This is a genomic window from Sulfuricystis multivorans (assembly GCF_003966565.1).
In the GTDB taxonomy this organism is placed as follows: domain Bacteria; phylum Pseudomonadota; class Gammaproteobacteria; order Burkholderiales; family Rhodocyclaceae; genus Sulfuricystis; species Sulfuricystis multivorans.
On sequence record NZ_AP018718.1, the window covers coordinates 346,544 to 363,384 of the forward strand.

18 protein-coding genes are annotated in these 16,841 nt (G+C 64.2%); 16 read left to right on the plus strand and 2 right to left on the minus strand.

The features are described 5' to 3' along the window. Positions 1 to 52: 52 nt before the first annotated feature. The 3 genes from EL335_RS01640 to EL335_RS01650 are packed head-to-tail and all read left to right on the plus strand — an operon-like array spanning position 53 to position 1,992. Entirely contained in the window at positions 53 to 658 is a 606-nt protein-coding gene (locus EL335_RS01640) for a LemA family protein (RefSeq protein WP_126443940.1), read from the plus strand. Further along, a complete protein-coding gene (locus EL335_RS01645) occupies positions 659 to 1,492 on the plus strand; it encodes a TPM domain-containing protein (protein ID WP_126443941.1) in 834 nt (277 codons plus the stop codon). Positions 1,493 to 1,494: 2 nt separating this feature from the next. After that, on the plus strand, positions 1,495 to 1,992 hold the full coding sequence (locus EL335_RS01650; protein ID WP_126443942.1) for a TPM domain-containing protein: 498 nt from the start codon (positions 1,495 to 1,497) through the stop codon (positions 1,990 to 1,992). Positions 1,993 to 2,021: 29 nt separating this feature from the next. Here EL335_RS01650 and EL335_RS01655 read toward each other — a convergent pair whose 3' ends face one another. Then, entirely contained in the window at positions 2,022 to 2,444 is a 423-nt protein-coding gene (locus tag EL335_RS01655; protein WP_126443943.1) for a universal stress protein, read from the minus strand. Positions 2,445 to 2,538: 94 nt separating this feature from the next. On the opposite strand from EL335_RS01655, the gene EL335_RS01660 reads away from it, so the two are divergent. The 13 genes from EL335_RS01660 (at position 2,539) to EL335_RS01715 (ending at position 15,096) form a co-directional block, all read left to right on the plus strand. After that, positions 2,539 to 3,819, plus strand: a complete 1,281-nt coding sequence (locus EL335_RS01660) for a citrate transporter (protein WP_284155404.1) — start codon at positions 2,539 to 2,541, stop codon at positions 3,817 to 3,819. Between the two features lie 115 nt (positions 3,820 to 3,934). After that, positions 3,935 to 4,702: a 4-hydroxy-tetrahydrodipicolinate reductase gene (locus EL335_RS01665; protein WP_126443944.1), complete on the plus strand. Its 768-nt coding sequence runs from the start codon at positions 3,935 to 3,937 to the stop codon at positions 4,700 to 4,702. Further along, entirely contained in the window at positions 4,692 to 6,062 is a 1,371-nt protein-coding gene (locus EL335_RS01670; RefSeq protein WP_284155405.1) for a cation:proton antiporter, read from the plus strand. Before EL335_RS01665 ends, EL335_RS01670 begins: the two co-directional genes overlap by 11 nt. A 65-nt stretch (positions 6,063 to 6,127) precedes the next feature. Next, positions 6,128 to 6,577, plus strand: coding sequence for a hypothetical protein (locus EL335_RS01675; RefSeq protein WP_126443945.1), 450 nt, complete (start codon positions 6,128 to 6,130; stop codon positions 6,575 to 6,577). A gap of 34 nt (positions 6,578 to 6,611) precedes the next feature. Then, complete coding sequence (locus tag EL335_RS01680) at positions 6,612 to 7,970, plus strand: MFS transporter (RefSeq protein WP_126443946.1); 1,359 nt, start codon at positions 6,612 to 6,614, stop codon at positions 7,968 to 7,970. Beyond that, the gene (locus EL335_RS01685; protein ID WP_126443947.1) at positions 7,967 to 8,329 is read left to right on the plus strand and encodes a sirohydrochlorin chelatase; all 363 of its coding nucleotides are present in this window, start codon (positions 7,967 to 7,969) and stop codon (positions 8,327 to 8,329) included. The genes EL335_RS01680 and EL335_RS01685 overlap by 4 nt, the downstream gene beginning before the upstream one ends. 32 nt (positions 8,330 to 8,361) lie before the next feature. Continuing rightward, complete coding sequence (locus EL335_RS01690) at positions 8,362 to 9,351, plus strand: efflux RND transporter periplasmic adaptor subunit (RefSeq protein WP_126443948.1); 990 nt, start codon at positions 8,362 to 8,364, stop codon at positions 9,349 to 9,351. Positions 9,352 to 9,355: 4 nt separating this feature from the next. Beyond that, entirely contained in the window at positions 9,356 to 12,571 is a 3,216-nt protein-coding gene (locus EL335_RS01695; protein ID WP_126443949.1) for an efflux RND transporter permease subunit, read from the plus strand. Then, positions 12,568 to 12,804, plus strand: coding sequence for a YgaP family membrane protein (locus EL335_RS01700; protein ID WP_126443950.1), 237 nt, complete (start codon positions 12,568 to 12,570; stop codon positions 12,802 to 12,804). The genes EL335_RS01695 and EL335_RS01700 overlap by 4 nt, the downstream gene beginning before the upstream one ends. A 17-nt stretch (positions 12,805 to 12,821) precedes the next feature. Next, positions 12,822 to 13,427, plus strand: coding sequence for a DUF4202 domain-containing protein (locus tag EL335_RS01705; RefSeq protein ID WP_126443951.1), 606 nt, complete (start codon positions 12,822 to 12,824; stop codon positions 13,425 to 13,427). Between the two features lie 27 nt (positions 13,428 to 13,454). After that, entirely contained in the window at positions 13,455 to 13,604 is a 150-nt protein-coding gene (locus tag EL335_RS14270; RefSeq protein WP_172599996.1) for a hypothetical protein, read from the plus strand. Continuing rightward, on the plus strand, positions 13,601 to 13,945 hold the full coding sequence (locus tag EL335_RS01710) for an FKBP-type peptidyl-prolyl cis-trans isomerase (protein WP_126443952.1): 345 nt from the start codon (positions 13,601 to 13,603) through the stop codon (positions 13,943 to 13,945). Before EL335_RS14270 ends, EL335_RS01710 begins: the two co-directional genes overlap by 4 nt. Continuing rightward, complete coding sequence (locus tag EL335_RS01715; protein ID WP_126443953.1) at positions 13,945 to 15,096, plus strand: pyridoxal phosphate-dependent aminotransferase; 1,152 nt, start codon at positions 13,945 to 13,947, stop codon at positions 15,094 to 15,096. The genes EL335_RS01710 and EL335_RS01715 overlap by 1 nt, the downstream gene beginning before the upstream one ends. A gap of 78 nt (positions 15,097 to 15,174) precedes the next feature. Here EL335_RS01715 and ettA read toward each other — a convergent pair whose 3' ends face one another. Continuing rightward, positions 15,175 to 16,839: an energy-dependent translational throttle protein EttA gene (ettA, locus tag EL335_RS01720; RefSeq protein WP_126443954.1), complete on the minus strand. Its 1,665-nt coding sequence runs from the start codon at positions 16,837 to 16,839 to the stop codon at positions 15,175 to 15,177. Between the last annotated feature and the right edge of the window lie 2 nt (positions 16,840 to 16,841).

Below are 16,841 nucleotides of genomic sequence, written 5' to 3' on the forward strand. Positions count from 1 at the left end.
GCCCGCTCTCAATGGACAATCTGGGTTGAAACCCCTCAGCAAGGAGTCCGCAATGAAACTGCGTCTCGTCATCCTGCTTGCCTTCCTCGCCGCTCTGCTCTCCGGCTGCGGCTACAACCAGATCCAGCGCAATGACGAAGCGGTGAATGCCGCCTGGTCGGAGGTGCTCAACCAGTATCAGCGCCGCGCCGATTTGATCCCCAATCTCGTCGCCGTGGTGCAGGGCTATGCGGCGCACGAGAAAGAAGTGCTGACGAAGGTCACCGAGGCGCGCGCCAATGTTGCCGGCATCAAAGCGACCCCCGAGTTGATCAACGATCCGGCCGCCTTCGCGAAGTTCCAGCAGGCGCAGGCCGAGCTCGGCTCGGCTCTCGCCCGCCTGCTGGTGGTCGCCGAGAACTATCCGCAATTGAAGGCCGACGCCAGCTTCCGCGATCTGCAGGCGCAGGTCGAAGGCACCGAGAATCGCATAGCAGTCGCGCGCAAGCGCTACATCGAGGCGGTGCAGGCCTACAACGTCGGCGTGCGCACTTTTCCGAACAACTTGACGGCGATGCTGTTCGGCTACAAGCCGAAGGCCAACTTCAGCGTCGACAACGAGAAGGCGCTGGCCGCCCCGCCGGTGATTCGCTTCGATACCGCGCCTGCGCAAAAGTAAATGCTGCGCTGGCTTGCCATTCTCTGCCTTGCCGTCCTGAATCTGGGCGCGCTGGCGGCAGAGGGCCTCGTGCCGATTCCGCCGCTTGCTGCGCGCGTCACCGACCTCACCGGCACGCTGACGCCAGATGAGCAGGCACGACTGGAAAATCGGCTCGCCGCGCTCGAGCGCGACAAGGGCGCCCAGATCGCCGTGCTGCTCATACCGACGACGCGACCGGAGTCGATCGAACAGTTCGGTATCCGGCTGGCGGAAGCCTGGAAGATCGGCCGCAAGGGGATCGATGACGGTGTGATCGTGATCGTCGCGAAACAGGATCGCGCGCTGCGCATCGAGGTCGGCTATGGACTCGAAGGCGCGCTGCCCGATGCGGTGGCCAAGCGCATCATCGAGGAAGCGATCACGCCGCGCTTTCGGGAAGGGGATTTCTTCGGCGGCCTCGATGCCGGCACGCAGGCGATCGCCCGCATCATCGGCGGCGAGCCATTGCCGCCCCCTTCCCGGGTAGCGCCGGTGGAAGTCTCGGGCGATTGGCCGATCTTCGCGTTGTTCGTGCTGGTGGTGCTCGGGCGTCTGGCCCGCTGGTTGTTGGGTTTTTTCGGTGCGCTGCTGGTGGCAGGCCTTGCCGCAGGATTGGCGTATCTGATCTTTGGCAACCTGGTTCTCGCGCTGTTTCTCGCCGTCTTCACCCTCGTGCTGGCCTACACGCAGAGCGGCGGCCGTGGCGGCTGGCATAGCGGAGGCGGCAGCTCGGCTGGTGGCTTCCGGGGTGGCGGTGGGTTTTCCGGCGGTGGTGGTGGCTTCGGCGGCGGCGGCGCCTCGGGAAGGTGGTAGGCATGCGGATCGGGCGATTGTTCAAACATCTGCTGACCCCACCTTGGCTCGCCCTGCGGCGTTTCCCCCCGCGCCTGCGCGAAGAAATCGCCGCAGCGGTGGCCGCATCGGAACGCCATCATCGCGGCGAGCTCGTCGTGGCGATCGAAGGTCCTTTGCCCGCGGCCGCCTTGCTGCGCGATGTCTCGCCGCGTGAGCGCGCGCTCGAACTGTTCGCCAGCCTGCGCGTCTGGGATACGATCGATGACAGCGGGGTGCTGATCTACCTGCAACTGGTCGACCGGGACGTGGAAATCCTCGCCGACCGCGGCATTGCCGCGAAAGTGCCGCCAGCGGCGTGGCAGGCGCTGTGCCAAGATATCGAAGCGGCGATGCGCGAAGGCCGCTGCCGCGAGGGTTTGCTCTCTGCGATCGAGGCGATCACGGCCTTACTCGCCGAACACTTCCCCGTCCGGAATGGGAACCCGAATGAGCGCCCCGACGCGCCCGTGCTGCTCTGACGGCGTGCCGTGCTGCCAGCGCCGAATTTCTATTTGACCAGCGTCACCGGCAAATGGGTGAGCCCGAGCACTTCCTGCGATACCGAGCCGAGCAACGCGCTGCCCAAGGCACCCAAGCCGCGCGTGCCCATCACGATCTTGTCGCAACCCTGATCGGCGGCGAACTGGACGATGGTTTCGGCAACGGGGCCAATCAGCACGACCGGCGTGTAAGGCACGCCAGCAGCATCGAGCACTTCCCGCACCGGGGCGAGCGCGTCGCCGCCGTGCGTTTCCTGCATCGCTTCGATCTCGCTGGCCTTCATGTGGCTGCGGATTTCCGGGGCATCGATCGGTGCCTGGACATTGAGCAATACCACCTCGTGACGTTCACAGCCGCTCACGGCATTGATCACATGTTGGGCGGCGCGCAGCGAGTGTTCCGAGCCATCGGCCGCAAGCAGAATCTTCATGATCGAGTTTCCTTTGGATGAGCCGCGGAAAGTGTAGCCGAAACCAAAATGCTGCGCTGCTACAATTGCGCGCACCCATCACGTGGAGCCGCTCATGGAGCTTTTCGGCATTCCGGTCGATTTCATCCTCTTCGCCATCACCTTGCTCGGCGTCGCACTGTTCCACCACTATGTGTTGCAGGTCGCGCTCGGCGGCCTTACGGTGATCGCTGGCTACAAGATCCTTTTCACCGGCTTCAAGACTGGCCCGGGACTGGCCGGGTTCGGCTTGCACATGGCGCACGAGTGGGTGTTGCTCGTCAATCTGTTTTGCCTGCTCGTCGGCTTTGCGCTTCTCGCCCGCCATTTCGAGGATTCCGGCGTGCCCGAGGTGCTGCCGAAGCTCCTGCCGGCGGGCTGGCTGGGGCCTTTCGCGCTGCTGGCGATCATCTTCGTGCTCTCCGGCTTTCTCGACAACATCGCCGCCGCGCTGATCGGCGCGACGGTGGCGGCGAGCGTCTTCAAGCGCAAGGTGCATATCGGCTATCTGGCCGCGATCGTCGCCGCCTCGAACGCCGGCGGCGCGGGGTCGGTGGTGGGGGATACGACGACGACGATGATGTGGATCGACGGGGTGAGTCCAATGGACGTGCTGCATGCCTATCTCGCCGCCTTCGTCGCGCTGGTCGTCTTCGGCGTCCCGGCCGCGCTGTTGCAGCACAAGCACATGGCGATCGAAAAGAACTTACATGCCCAGCACAAGATCGACTGGGCGCGCGTGGCCATCGTCGGCTTCATCCTCGTTGCCGCGATCGTGACCAACGTGACCGTGAATCTCGAGTTCCCGGCGGCGGCCGATCACTTCCCCTTCCTGGGTGTTGCCGTCTGGGTGGCGCTCATTCTGGCGATTCCGTTGCGCAAGCCGGAATGGAGCCTGATGCCGGATGCGGTCAAGGGTTCGATCTTCCTCTTGGCGCTGGTCACCTGCGCCTCGATGATGCCGGTCGAGAAGCTGCCGCCCGCCTCCTGGCAGTCGGCGCTGACCTTGGGTTTCGTTTCCTCGGTGTTCGACAACATCCCGCTCACCGCGCTGGCACTGAAGCAGGGCGGCTTCGACTGGGGCTTCCTCGCCTATGCGGTCGGTTTCGGCGGTTCGATGCTGTGGTTTGGTTCCTCGGCGGGGGTTGCGGTCTCGAACCTGTTCCCCGAGGCGAAATCGGCGTTGCAGTGGCTGCGCCACGGCTGGTTCGTGCCGGTGGGCTACGTCGCCGGCTTTTTCGTCATGCTGGCGTTGTTGGGCTGGCATCCGCATGCGCCGCACAAGGAAGCGGCGGGAGTGTCATTGGCGAGCAACCCCCCGGCTATGCTGATGACCCAAAACGCAGGGCCGCAGTGACGGCCCGGTTATCCTCCGGATAGCGTTCCCGGAGACGAGGCGGGCGTTTTGTCCGCACCTTGTTGGAGCTGCGCCAGGGTCGTCGAGATGGCGCGTCACAAAAAGGAGGTAGACCATGGACAAACCCATTCGCGTGGGCCTGATCGGTTATGGTCGCGCCGGGCAGGCCGTCGCTCGCGTTCTTGCCAAAGCCGAGGACGTGAGATTGTGCTGGATCGCCAAGCAAAAGCCGGCAACCGAAGCCGAGCAGATCACTGCGCCGGCGCCGCTACGTCCTGCTGCCGCGCTGACGGACGGAGAACTGTTCGATCGCGAGTCGGTCGATGCGGTGGTGGATTTCTCGACTGCTACAGCGATACGCCACTACGGCAAGCCAGCGGCGGCGCGCGGCATCATGATCATTACGGCGGTATCGAAGTATCCGCCGACGACCCGCAAGTTGATCGAGCAGCTGGCAAAGCAGACGGTGGTGATGTCCTCGCCCAATATCACGCTCGGCATCAATTACCTGCTCGTCGCCTCGCGGCTGCTCAAGCAGATCGCCCCCTTCACGGACATCGAGGTGATCGAAGAGCATTTCCGCGACAAGGCGGAAACATCCGGCACGGCGCTGCGTATCGCAGAAACGCTCGGACTCGACGAGAGCAAGGTCAAGTCGATTCGCGTCGGTGGCGTCGTCGGCCGCCACGAGGTGGTGTTCGGCTTCCCTTTCCAGACGGTGCGGCTGGTGCACGATTCGATCGGCCGCGAAGCCTTTGGCACCGGCGCGTTGTTTGCCCTGCGTCAGCTGCGCGGCCGTACCAAAGGCCTTTATGGCTATGAGAACATTTTGTGCGAAGCGATGGTCAATGCCTTGCTCGAGAAGGGCGGTTGTGAGCGCTGAAGGTTTGCCCGTGCCCTCCTGCCAACGCCGGTTTTTTGCAGGCGCACTCCTGCTGCTGCCCTTTCCCGCCTTCGCGGCGGGCGCCGGCGTGGTGGGCGAAAACCTGCTGTGGCTGGCCATCATCCTGATGAGCGCGCGGTTGTTTGCGCCGCTCGCTGCGCGCTTCGGCTTTCCCGCCGTGCTGGGCGAATTGCTGCTCGGCATGCTGCTCGGCAATCTCGGCCTGCTGGGTATCGACTATTTCGGCTCCATCGCCAAGGATCCGATCATCGCCTTCATCGCCGAACTGGGCGTGATCGTGCTGTTGCTGCAAATCGGGCTGGAGACTCGCCTTGCAGACCTGGTCAAAGTCGGCGCTCGCGCAACGGCAGTGGGAGTGGTCGGCATCGTTGTGCCCTTCCTGTTTGGCGCCTTCATGGTCGGGCCGCTCTTGCTCCCGGGGCTCGATCGCAACACCTATCTCTTCCTCGGCGCGACGCTTGCGGCGACGTCGGTGGGCATCACCGGCCGGGTGTTCCGCGATCTCGGCAAGCTCGATCTGCCTGCTGCGCGCATCGTGCTCGGCGCGGCGGTGATCGACGACGTGCTGGGGCTGGTGATCCTCGCCGTAGTGACGAGCCTGGTGGAGGCCGGCCAGGTGAGCGTCGGCGAGGTGGGCGGCATCATTGCCGAGGCGGTGATGTTCCTCGCCGGCAGCATCTGGCTCGGGCGCAAGATCGCGCCGCATTCGTCGCGCTGGCTGGCGCGTCTCGATGCCGGCCCGTCGATGCTGTTCGCCCAGGTGCTCGCCACCGGCCTGGCGCTCGCTTGGCTTGCGCATGCTGTTGGGCTGGCGCCGATCATCGGCGCGTTTGCGGCGGGGCTGCTGTTCGAGCCGTTGTTCCTGAGGGACTTCCAGACGCCGAAGATCGTCCAGGAGATCGAGCCGCTGATGCGCGATCCGCAAAGCCGGCCGCTGATGGACCGCCTGATGCCGATCCTGCAGAAACATACGGGACATCAGCACGAGCACATGATCGAGCCGATCGGCTATTTCTTCGTGCCGGTGTTCTTCGTCCTGACAGGCATGCAAGTCGATCTGCGCACGCTCGCCGATCCTGCGATCGTTGCCGTGGCGCTCGGCGTGACCGCAGCCGCCGTCGTCGGCAAGCTGGCCGCCGGATTTTTGGCCGGCGCCGCGGGCCGCTGGATCGTCGGCTGGGGCATGGTGCCGCGCGGCGAAGTGGGCCTCATCTTCGCGATGGTCGGCAAGCAGCTCGGCGTGATGAGTGAAGCGCTGTTCTCGGTGATCGTCATCATGGTGATCCTCACCACGCTCATCACGCCGCCGGTGCTGACTTGGCTCCTCCGCAAGTCTTGATGCCGCGCAAGGCGGCGCTGCGAGCGGTCGTATAGACTGCACGTTTTCCTTCCCGGAGCCCGGCGATGAAATCACACATTTTTGCCCGCTTGTCTCTTCTCGCCTGTCTGGCGCTGTTCGGCGCCGCGCTGCAAGCGGCACTGCCTGACACCGGTTTCATCGATCTCACCGACGATCCGCCGCGCGAGCTGGCCAACATCAGTGCCGGCGTGCCCCGCGGCCAGGAATTGCCGGAAAACGACCCGCGTGTCCAACAAGCGCGCGAATGGCTGCGACAGGCCGCCACGGCCACCCAGCAAAGCGAGGAATGGATCGCCGCCAATGCGCTGAAGCTGGCGCGCTACATCTTCACCGTGCAAGGGGTGCGCGCCACGCCGCTGGAGGTGCTGGAAGCCTATGCCCGGCTGGCGGCGCCGGGAAAATCCTTGAGCGACATCAGTGCCGCCTATTTCGAGGCGCGTCGCAAGGCGCCTGGCCGTAGCCACGAGGCGGCGATGAAAGCGTTGGCTCCCTAGCAGAACCCTCCCCGGTCATGGTTACAATCGGACCATGACCCTCGATTCCGACAACGGACACGCGCGCCGCCGCCTGATCGCCCTCGCGGTGGTCGTGGCGGCCTATGTGCTTTCCTTTTTCCAGCGTTTCGCGCCCGCCGGCATCGCGCCGGATCTGGCGGCCGCGTTCCAGACCTCGGCCACTTCGCTGGGCGTCCTGGCGGCAACCTATTTCTATGTCTATACGGTCATGCAGGTGCCGACGGGCATTCTCGTCGACACCCTGGGCCCGCGCCGCATCCTGTTGGTCGGTGGCCTCGTCGCCGGTGGCGGCAGCCTGCTGTTCAGCCAGGCGGGCAGTCTCGATGCGGCGCTCGTCGGCCGCACGCTGATCGGCTTGGGCGTTTCGGTCGTGTTCATTGCGATGCTCAAGTTCATCGCCGTGTGGTTCGAGGAGCAGCGCTTTGCCAGCGTGGTCGGCGCATCGATGCTGGTCGGAAACTTCGGCTCGGTGCTGGCCGGCTCGCCCCTGTCATGGGCGGCACAACATGTCGGCTGGCGCGGCGTGTTCGTCGCTGTCGGGATCGTCTCCTTGCTGCTCGGGCTGCTGGCTTGGCTACTGGTGCGCGACCGGCCGCGGGCCGCAGAGGGTGCCGTGCCGCCAGCGCCGACTTCGGGCGTCGTCCCGCCCGAACCCTCTGTTGGCGTCGTCCCGCCCGAACATCCTCGCTTCGATCGCACGGTGATCCTCACCGGGCTGCTGCGCGTCGTGAAAAACCGCGCCACCTGGCCGGCGGTGTTCGTCAATACCGGGCTTTCGGGCAGCTTCTTCGCCTTCGGGGGCTTGTGGGCGATGCCGTTTCTGACGCAAGGGATGGGGATGAGCCGCGATCTGGCTGGCGGGCATTTGTCGCTCTATTTCGCCGGCTTCGCGCTTGGCTGCCTATCGATCGGCACGCTCTCCGACCGCATGCGTCGCAGAAAGCCGGTGGTCATCCTCAGTGCCGGCATCCTGGCATTGATCTGGCCAGTCTGGCTTGCCGGCGTTTCCTTGCCGCCCGCCGCGACGCTGTTCCTGTTCGGGCTGATGGGCCTGATGACGGCGAGCTTCACGCTCTCCTGGGCCTGCGCGAAGGAGGTGAATCCGCCGGCATTGTCCGGTATGTCGACCTCGGTGGCGAACATGGGCGGCTTCCTGATGGGGGCGCTCTTGCAGCCGGCGGTCGGCAAGATCATGGATCTACGCTGGTCGGGATCGATCGACGACGGCGTGCGCATCTATGCGCCGGAAGACTACCGCTGGGGCCTGCTGCTGATCGCCGGCGCTGCATGGCTGGGCGCGGCAGCGGCCTGGTTCGTGCGCGAAACCCATTGCCGTAACGTCTGGAAAGAGATTGCCAAGGAGACGACATGAAAGGCATCATCCTGTTTGGTCATGGCGCGCGCAATGCCGAATACATCGAGCCGTTCAGGCGCATCCGTGCCCGTGTCGAGGCCTTGCAGCCGGATACTCCGGTGGAGATCGGCTTTCTGGAGCTCACTTCACCGCCGCTCGAAGCGAGCATCGAATGTCTCGTCGGCCGGGGGGTGAAACACATCCGCATCGTCCCCATTTTCTTTGCGCCGGGTCGCCACGTGCTGAAGGACTTGCCTCAATTGCTGGCCAATGCCATGGAGCGTTTCCCGGGCGTCGAGTTCGAGGTGGCCGAATGTGTCGGCGAAGTCGATGGCGTCATCGCGGCGATGGCGGCGCATGCCGTCGCCTGCCCTTGAAGATCGTTCATTAGGATATACTTATATTCTCTATGAAAACGATCGTTCCTCCCCAACACCATCGCTGGCTCCTGCTGGGTCTCGTTTTGGCCTGGCCGGCGTTGGCGCAAACCCGTGTCGTCGAACCCCGTGAAGTGCCGCAGGCCCTGGTATTCGAGGCCAGCATCGAGGCGACGAAGCAGGCCACCGTCGCCACCCAGGTTTCCGGCCGCATCGTCGAGGTGAAAGCCGAGGCCGGGCAAAAGGTCGCCGCCGGGCAGCTGTTGATGCGCGTCGATGCGCGCGAAGCGGCGGAAAACGTCGCCGCCGCCAAGGCGCAGCTTGCCCAGGCGGAGGCCAACTACCAGCGCACGCTCAACCTCTTCCAGAAGAAATTCGTCAGCCAGGCCGCGCTCGATGCGGCCGAAGCGCAGCTCAAATCCGCGCGCGCGCAAGCTGCTGCGGCCGGCGCTGGGGCGTCTCACGCGACCGTGACGGCGCCGATTTCAGGCGTCGTCGGCCAACGTCTGGCCGAGCTGGGTGACTTGGCGATGCCCGGCAAGCCTTTGCTGACGGTGTTCGACCCGAAGAGCCTGCGCGCCATCGCCGCCGTCCCTCAAGCAAGACTCGCCGAAATCCGCAACGCCAAGTCGGCGCGGGTCGAAATCAGCGAGTCCCATGGGCATCGTCAGATCGACGGCCGCCGCATCGAAATCTTGCCGACGATCGATACCCTCAGCCATACCGCGACGGTGCGCGTCTATTTGCCGGAAGGCGAAGGCTTGCTGCCCGGCATGGCGGCGCGGGTGTTTTTCCTCACCGGCGCGGCGAAGAAGCTCACGGTGCCTTCTTCTGCGATCCTGCGTCGCGGCGAGATCAGCACCGTCTATGTGATCCGCGACGGCAAGCCGGTGTTGCGTCAGGTGCGGCTGGGCGAAGCAACGGTCGATGGCGAGATCGAAGTGCTGGCCGGCCTTGCCGCGGGTGAGACGATCAGTCTCGATCCGGTGAAAACCGGCATCGAGATGAAGCAGGCCAAGTAAGCCGATGGGCATCTCCGGTCGCATCGCGGAATTCTTCCTCCGCAACGCGCTGACCCCGCTGATCGCGCTGGTGGCGCTGCTGTTGGGCCTCTTCGCCGCGCTGATCACGCCGCGCGAAGAAGAACCGCAGATCAACGTGACGATGGCCAACGTCTTCATCCCCTTCCCGGGCGCCACCGTCAAGGATGTCGAAAACCTCGTCGCACGGCCTGCCGAACAGGTGCTCGCGCGCATCTCCGGCATCGAGCACGTCTATTCGGTCTCCCGTCCGGGCATGGCGGTGGTCACCGTCCAATACAAGGTCGGCGAGGATCCGATCCAGGCGCTGGTGCGGCTTTACGACACGGTGAATGCCAATACCGACTGGGTCTCGCCGACGCTTGGCGTGGGCCAGCCGATCGTCAAGCCGAAGGGCATCGACGACGTGCCGATCGTCGCGCTGACCTTCTGGACGAAGGATGCCGACAAGTCGGCCTTCGAGCTGCAGCAAATCGCCCGCGCGGTCGAGATCGAGCTCAAGCGCATTTCCGGCACGCGCGATGTCTATACGATCGGCGGGCCGGGGCATGTGGTGCGCGTGCTGATGGACCCGGAACGGATGACGGCGCGCTCGATCACCGCGCAGGACTTGAAGGCGGCGCTTCAACTCTCCAACGCCCTGCAGCCTTCCGGCAGTCTGGTGAATGAAAACCGCGAACTTCTGGTCGAGACCGGCACCTATCTCGAGACCGCCGCGGACGTCAAACGGCTGGTGGTCGGTGTCTTCGACAAGAAGCCGGTGTTCATGGAAGACGTCGCCGAAGTCGTCGATGGCCCCGATCAACCTACCCGTTATGTCTGGCATGGCGACAAGGAGGGGACATATCCGGCAGTCACCGTCGCGGTGTCGAAAAAGCCGGGGGTCAATGCCGCCGATGTCGCCGACAAGGTGATCGCGCGGATGGCATCGATGCGCGGCACGGTGATTCCCGACGGCGTCGAGTTCACGGTGACGCGCAACTACGGCGAGACGGCGACCGAAAAGGCGCAGAAGCTGATCGGCAAGCTCGTCTTCGCTACCGCTTTCGTCGTCTTGCTGGTGCTCATCGCGCTCGGCTGGCGCGAGGCGGTCATCGTTGGTGTCGCCGTGACGCTGACCCTCGCGGCGACGCTATTCGCCTCCTGGGCCTGGGGCTTTACGCTCAACCGCGTCTCGCTGTTCGCGCTGATCTTCTCGATCGGCATCCTCGTCGATGACGCGATCGTGGTGGTCGAGAACATCCATCGCTGGCACACGCTCAATCCGGACAAGAAGCTGTGGGAGATCATCCCAGGCGCGGTCGATGAGGTCGGCGGCCCGACGATCCTGGCTACCTTCACGGTGATCGCGGCGCTGCTGCCGATGGCCTTCGTCACCGGATTGATGGGCCCCTACATGAGCCCGATTCCGATCAATGCCTCGATGGGCATGTTCATCTCATTGGCGGTCGCCTTCGTCGTCACGCCATGGCTCGCCTTGAAGCTGATGAAGCCTGACGCCCATGCGCCGGGCCATCATGAGGCGCCGCTTGCCGCCACGCGGCTCGAACGCTTCTTCCGCACACTGCTTGCGCCTTTCCTGCACCCGCAGACCGGTCGCAAGGCGCGCGCGGTGCTGTGGATCGGCATCGTCGCCGCGATCCTCGCTTCGGTGTCGCTGGGCTATTTCAAGCTCGTCGTCTTGAAGATGCTGCCCTTCGACAATAAGAGCGAGTTCCAGATCGTGCTCGACATGCCGGTCGGCACACCGGTCGAAGAGACCGCGCGCGTGCTCGCCGAGATGGCCGCCGAGCTGAAAGCGGTGCCCGAGGTGCAGCATTATCAGGCCTATGCCGGCACGGCGAGCCCGATCAACTTCAACGGCCTGGTGCGCCAGTATTATCTGCGCACCAATCCCGAGATGGGTGACATCCAGGTCAATCTCGTCGATAAGCATCACCGCGACCGGCAAAGCCACGAAATCGCCGTGTCGATCCGCGAGCGGGTGATGGCGGTGGCGAAGAAAAACGGGGGGAACGCCAAGGTGGTCGAAGTGCCGCCCGGCCCGCCGGTGCTCTCGCCGATCGTCGCCGAAGTCTATGGCCCGGATTACGCCGGCCAGATGGCAGTGGCGAAAAAGATACGCGCCGCCTTCGAGGGCACCGCCGACATCCTTGGTGTCGATGATTCGGTCGATGAGGATGCCGGCAAGCTGGTCTTGCGCGTCAATCAGGCCAAGGCGGCGCTGCTCGGCGTGGCGCAGAGGGACATCGTCGAGACGGTGCGCTTGGGGCTCGCTGGCGAGGATGTGACCCCCTTGCACGATGGCGAATCGAAATACGAGATTCCGGTGAGAATCACCTTGCCGGCCGAAAAGCAGGCCAGTCTCGAAACGCTCCTCAAGCTGCGTGTGCGCGCCCTGCCGGCCTATGGCGGCCAGCTGGTGCCGATCTCCGAGCTCGTCGAAGTGAAACCGGCGCAGCGCGAGAAGGTCGTCTATCACAAGGATCTGCTGCCGGTGGTGTATGTCGTCGGCGACATGGGTGGCAAGCTCGATTCACCCCTTTACGGCATGTTCGAGATACGCGAGAAGCTCGAGGACATGCCGCTCGAGGAAGGCGGCCGCCTCGGCGAATACTTCATCCGCCAGCCTGCAGATCCATATGCCGGCTATGCCTACAAATGGGATGGCGAATGGCAGGTGACCTATGAAACCTTCCGCGACATGGGCGCCGCTTACGCGGTCGGCCTGATCCTGATTTATCTCCTGGTCGTCGCACAGTTCCGAAGCTATCTGGTGCCCTTGATCATCATGGCGCCGATCCCGCTCACCATCATCGGCGTGATGCCTGGCCATGCCCTCGTCGGCGCGCAATTCACCGCCACCTCGATGATCGGCATGATCGCGCTGGCCGGCATCATCGTCAGAAACTCGATCTTGCTCGTCGACTTCGTCAATGAGCAGGTGGCCGGGGGCATGGACTTTGCCGAAGCGGTGATCCAGTCGGCGGCGATCCGGGCGAAACCCATCGCGCTGACCGGGCTCGCTGCGATGCTCGGCGCCTTGTTCATCCTCGACGATCCGATCTTCTCGGGGCTGGCGTTGGCGCTGATCTTCGGTATCTTCGTCTCTACCGTGCTCACCCTGGTGGTGATTCCCGTGCTTTATTTCGCGGCCATGAAGAGCCGTATTTCTGCAACCCAAACAGGAGCTCGACCATGACTATCAATCGCATCGTCCGCATCATCGCCGGCTTTTTCATCCTGCTCTCGCTGGGGCTCGCCCACGCGATGGGGCAGGTCGATCTAACCCAGATGAGCTGGCTGTGGTTCACCCTTTTCGTCGGGGCGAACCTGTTTCAAAGTGGCTTTACGACTTTCTGTCCGCTCGATTCGATCCTCAAGAAGCTCGGCGTGCCCGAGTCGGCGGGTGACTGCAAGAGCGGCTGCGCGTGAATTTTTCAGGAGGAAACATGACGACAGCCTTTGAACGCGCCGTGGCGCTGATCGATGCCGCCAACGCCCAGGACCCGAGAATGGATACCGACTTGGACGGTAGCCATGTGCCGCGCGAGCTGCTCTACGGCCGGCGCATGGCCGAGATGATCGGCCGTTATGCGCCGGAAGCGGACGAGGTGATGAGGCTCGCGGTGCGCGGCCAGCACATCGAGCGCTGGAAGACCCCGCGCGAGTCCTATCCGATGACGCGCGAAGGCTATCTCGCCTGGCGTACCGGTCTTTACAAATATCATGCCGAGCGCGTCGGCCAGATCATGCAGGAAGCCGGCTTCGACGAGAAAAGTATCGAGCGCGCCAGGCAGGCGGTCGGCAAGCGCGCGCTGAAGGTCAATCCCGACACGCAGCTTCTGGAGGATGTCACCGATCTCGTCTTCATCGAGCACTACATGCTCGAATTCGCCGGCCAGCATCCCGAGTATTCGGAAGAAAAGTGGCTCGACATCATCAGGAAGACCTGGAAGAAGATGTCCGCTCGCGCGCATGAGTTCGCGCTCTCGGGCAAGCTGAAGCTCCCCGAGCCGCTCGTGCCGTTGATCACCAAAGCGGTGACGGGCGCTTGAGCCGATTTCGACAAAGTGCGCGCGGCGATGCAAAACATCCCCCTGCAGGTGGCCGGCGCCGTGCTGCAGCAGATCGATGCCTTGATGGCGGCCGGCTGGGGCGGCGAGGATACTTCCCGTTTGCTGTGCGTGCTCAAGCGCGCCAGCGGATACTCACCAAGAAAGGAAAACGCATGAGCACCCAAACCACTCCGAGCGGTCTGATCATCGAAGATCTCGTCGTCGGCGACGGCGCGGCGGCAACGCCCGGCCAGTATGTCACCGTGCATTACACCGGCTGGCTCGCCGACGGCCGGAAATTCGATTCGAGCAAGGATCGCAACGATCCCTTCGAATTCCCGCTCGGCGCAGGGCATGTGATTCGTGGCTGGGACGAAGGCGTGGCCGGCATGAAGGTCGGCGGCACGCGCAAGCTGACGATCCCGCCGCAGCTCGGCTACGGTGCGCGCGGCGCGGGCGGCGTGATCCCACCCAACGCGACCCTGGTGTTCGAGGTCGAGTTGCTGGCGGTCGGCTGATGGTCACGCCCGCCCTGCCTTCGCGGCTGCCAGGCGTCGGCACGACGATCTTCACCGTGATGTCGCGGCTGGCCAACGAGCACGGCGCGATCAATCTCTCGCAGGGCTTTCCCGATTTCGCGCCGCCGGGGTTGCTCCTCGAGCGCGTGACGCACCACATGCAGGCGGGGGCGAACCAGTATCCGCCGATGACCGGCGTGCCGGCGCTGCGCGAGGCGATCGCCGAAAAGCTCGAGCGGCTCTACGATGCCCGCTATGACGTCGAGAACGAGATCACCGTCACTGCCGGCGCAACCCAGGCGCTATTTACCGCGATCAGTGCCTGTGTGCGGCCCGGCGACGAGGTGATCGTGTTCGCGCCCGTCTATGACAGCTATATCCCGGCCATCGAGCTCGCGGGCGGCCGGGCGCGGGTCGTCAATCTCGCGCCACCTCATTTCCGGCCGGACTGGGGCGAAGTCGCCGCCGCGATCACTCCGCAGACGCGGATGATCGTGCTGAACACGCCGCACAACCCGACCGGTACGGTTTGGACGGCGGACGACATGGAAGCGCTTGCGGGGCTGGTGCGCGACACCGACATCGTGCTGCTCGGCGACGAGGTCTATGAGCACATCCTCTACACAGGCCGGCACGAGAGCCTGGCGCGCCTGCCCGAGCTGCGCGAGCGCAGCTTCGTCGTCTCGAGCTTCGGCAAGACCTACCACATCACCGGCTGGAAGATCGCTTATTGCGCAGCCCCCGCGGAACTGATGCGCGAGTTCCGCAAGGTGCATCAGTTCAACGTATTCACCGTGCATCACCCGGCGCAGCTGGCGCTGGCCGACTTCATGCGCGCCGAGCCAGGCTTCGCCGACGGTCTGGCCGAGTTCTATCGGGCGAAACGTGATTTCTTCCGCCAGCAGCTGGCGGGTTCGCGCTTCGATCCGTTACCTTGTGATGGCACCTATTTCCTGCTCGCGCGCTATGACAGGATCAGCGACTTGCCGGACAGCGAGTTCGTGCGCTGGCTGACGATCGAAAAGGGTGTCGCCGCGATCCCGGTCTCCGCCTTCATGCCGGATGGTCGGCAGGATCGGCTGATCCGCTTCTGCTTCGCCAAGAACGAGGTGACGCTGGCCGCGGCGGGCGAGAGGCTGCGGGCGGTGTGAGAGCCTCGCAGCAAAACCGCCGTTCGCCGCGTCCGGCGCCCTGATCCGTGCCGTCTGGCCAGCGCCGAGTTGCGTCGATCAGCGGGTGATCGGCCGATAGCGCAGGCGATGGGGCCGGGCGGCTTCCTCGCCGAGCCGCTTTTTCTTGTCCTCTTCGTATTCGCGGAAATTGCCCTCGAAGAAGAACCACTGCGAATCGCCCTCACAGGCGAGGATGTGGGTGGCGATGCGGTCGAGGAACCAGCGGTCGTGCGAGATCACCAACACACAGCCGGCGAATTCCAGCAAGGCGTCTTCCAGCGCGCGCAGCGTTTCCACATCGAGGTCGTTCGACGGCTCGTCGAGCAAGAGCACGTTGCCGCCCTGGATCAGGGTTTTCGCCAGATGCAGCCGGCCGCGCTCGCCGCCGGAGAGGTTGCCGACGATCTTCTGCTGATCCGCGCCCTTGAAGTTGAAGCGGCCCAGGTAAGCGCGGCTGGGCATCTCGAACTTGCCGACGGTGATCACGTCCTGGCCGTTCGAGACGGCTTCCCAGACGGTCTTGTCGTTGGGAAGCCCCTCGCGCGATTGATCGACCGAGGCGATCTTCACCGTCGGGCCGATGACGATCTCGCCGGCATCGGGCTTTTCGATGCCCTGGATCATGCGGAACAGCGTCGACTTGCCGGCGCCGTTCGGGCCGATGATGCCGACGATGGCATTGGGCGGGATGCGAAACGAGAGCTTGTCGATCAGCAGTCGGTCGCCGAAGGCTTTCGAGACCTCCTTGAACTCGATCACCTCGTTGCCGAGCCGCTCGCCGGGCGGAATGAAGATTTCCTGCGTCTCGTTGCGCTTCTGATACTCGAAGCTCGCCATCTCCTCGTAGCGGGCAAGCCGCGCCTTCGATTTCGCCTGACGCGCCTTCGGGTTCGAGCGCACCCATTCGAGCTCCTGCTTCATCGCCTTCATGTGCGCGTCGATCTGTTTTTGCTCCTGCTCGAGGCGCGCTTCCTTCTGCTCCAGCCACGACGAGTAGTTTCCCTTCCAGGGGATGCCGTGGCCGCGATCCAGCTCGAGGATCCATTCGGCGGCGTTGTCGAGGAAGTAGCGGTCGTGCGTGACGGCGACGACGGTGCCGGGAAAGCGCACGAGGAACTGTTCGAGCCACTCCACGGACTCGGCATCGAGATGGTTGGTCGGCTCGTCGAGCAGCAGCATGTCGGGTTTTTGCAGCAGCAGCTTGCACAGCGCGACGCGGCGCTTCTCGCCGCCGGAGAGATGCTTGATCTTCGCCTCCCACGGCGGCAGGCGCAGCGCGTCGGCGGCGATCTCCATCTGGTTCTCGACGTCCGCGCCGCTGGTGGCGAGGATCGCCTCGTATTTCGCCTGATCTTCGGCCAGCTTGTCGAAATCGGCGTCGGGTTCGGCATAGGCGGCGTAGATTTCCTCGAGCTTCTTCTGCGCCTCGACGATCGCGCCCAGACCCGCCTCGACTTCTTCGCGCACGGTTTTTTCCGGGTCGAGCTGCGGCTCCTGCGGCAGATAGCCGATCGAGATGCCGGGCTGCCATTGCACCTCGCCGTCGTATTCCTTGTCGACGCCGGCCATGATCCGGAGCACCGTCGACTTGCCGGCGCCATTGAGACCCAACAGGCCGATCTTCGCGCCGGGGAAGAAAGAAAGCGAGATGTCCTTGATGATCTGGCGTTTCGGGGGAACGGTCTTGCTCACGCGGAGCATGCTCATTACATATTGGGCCATGG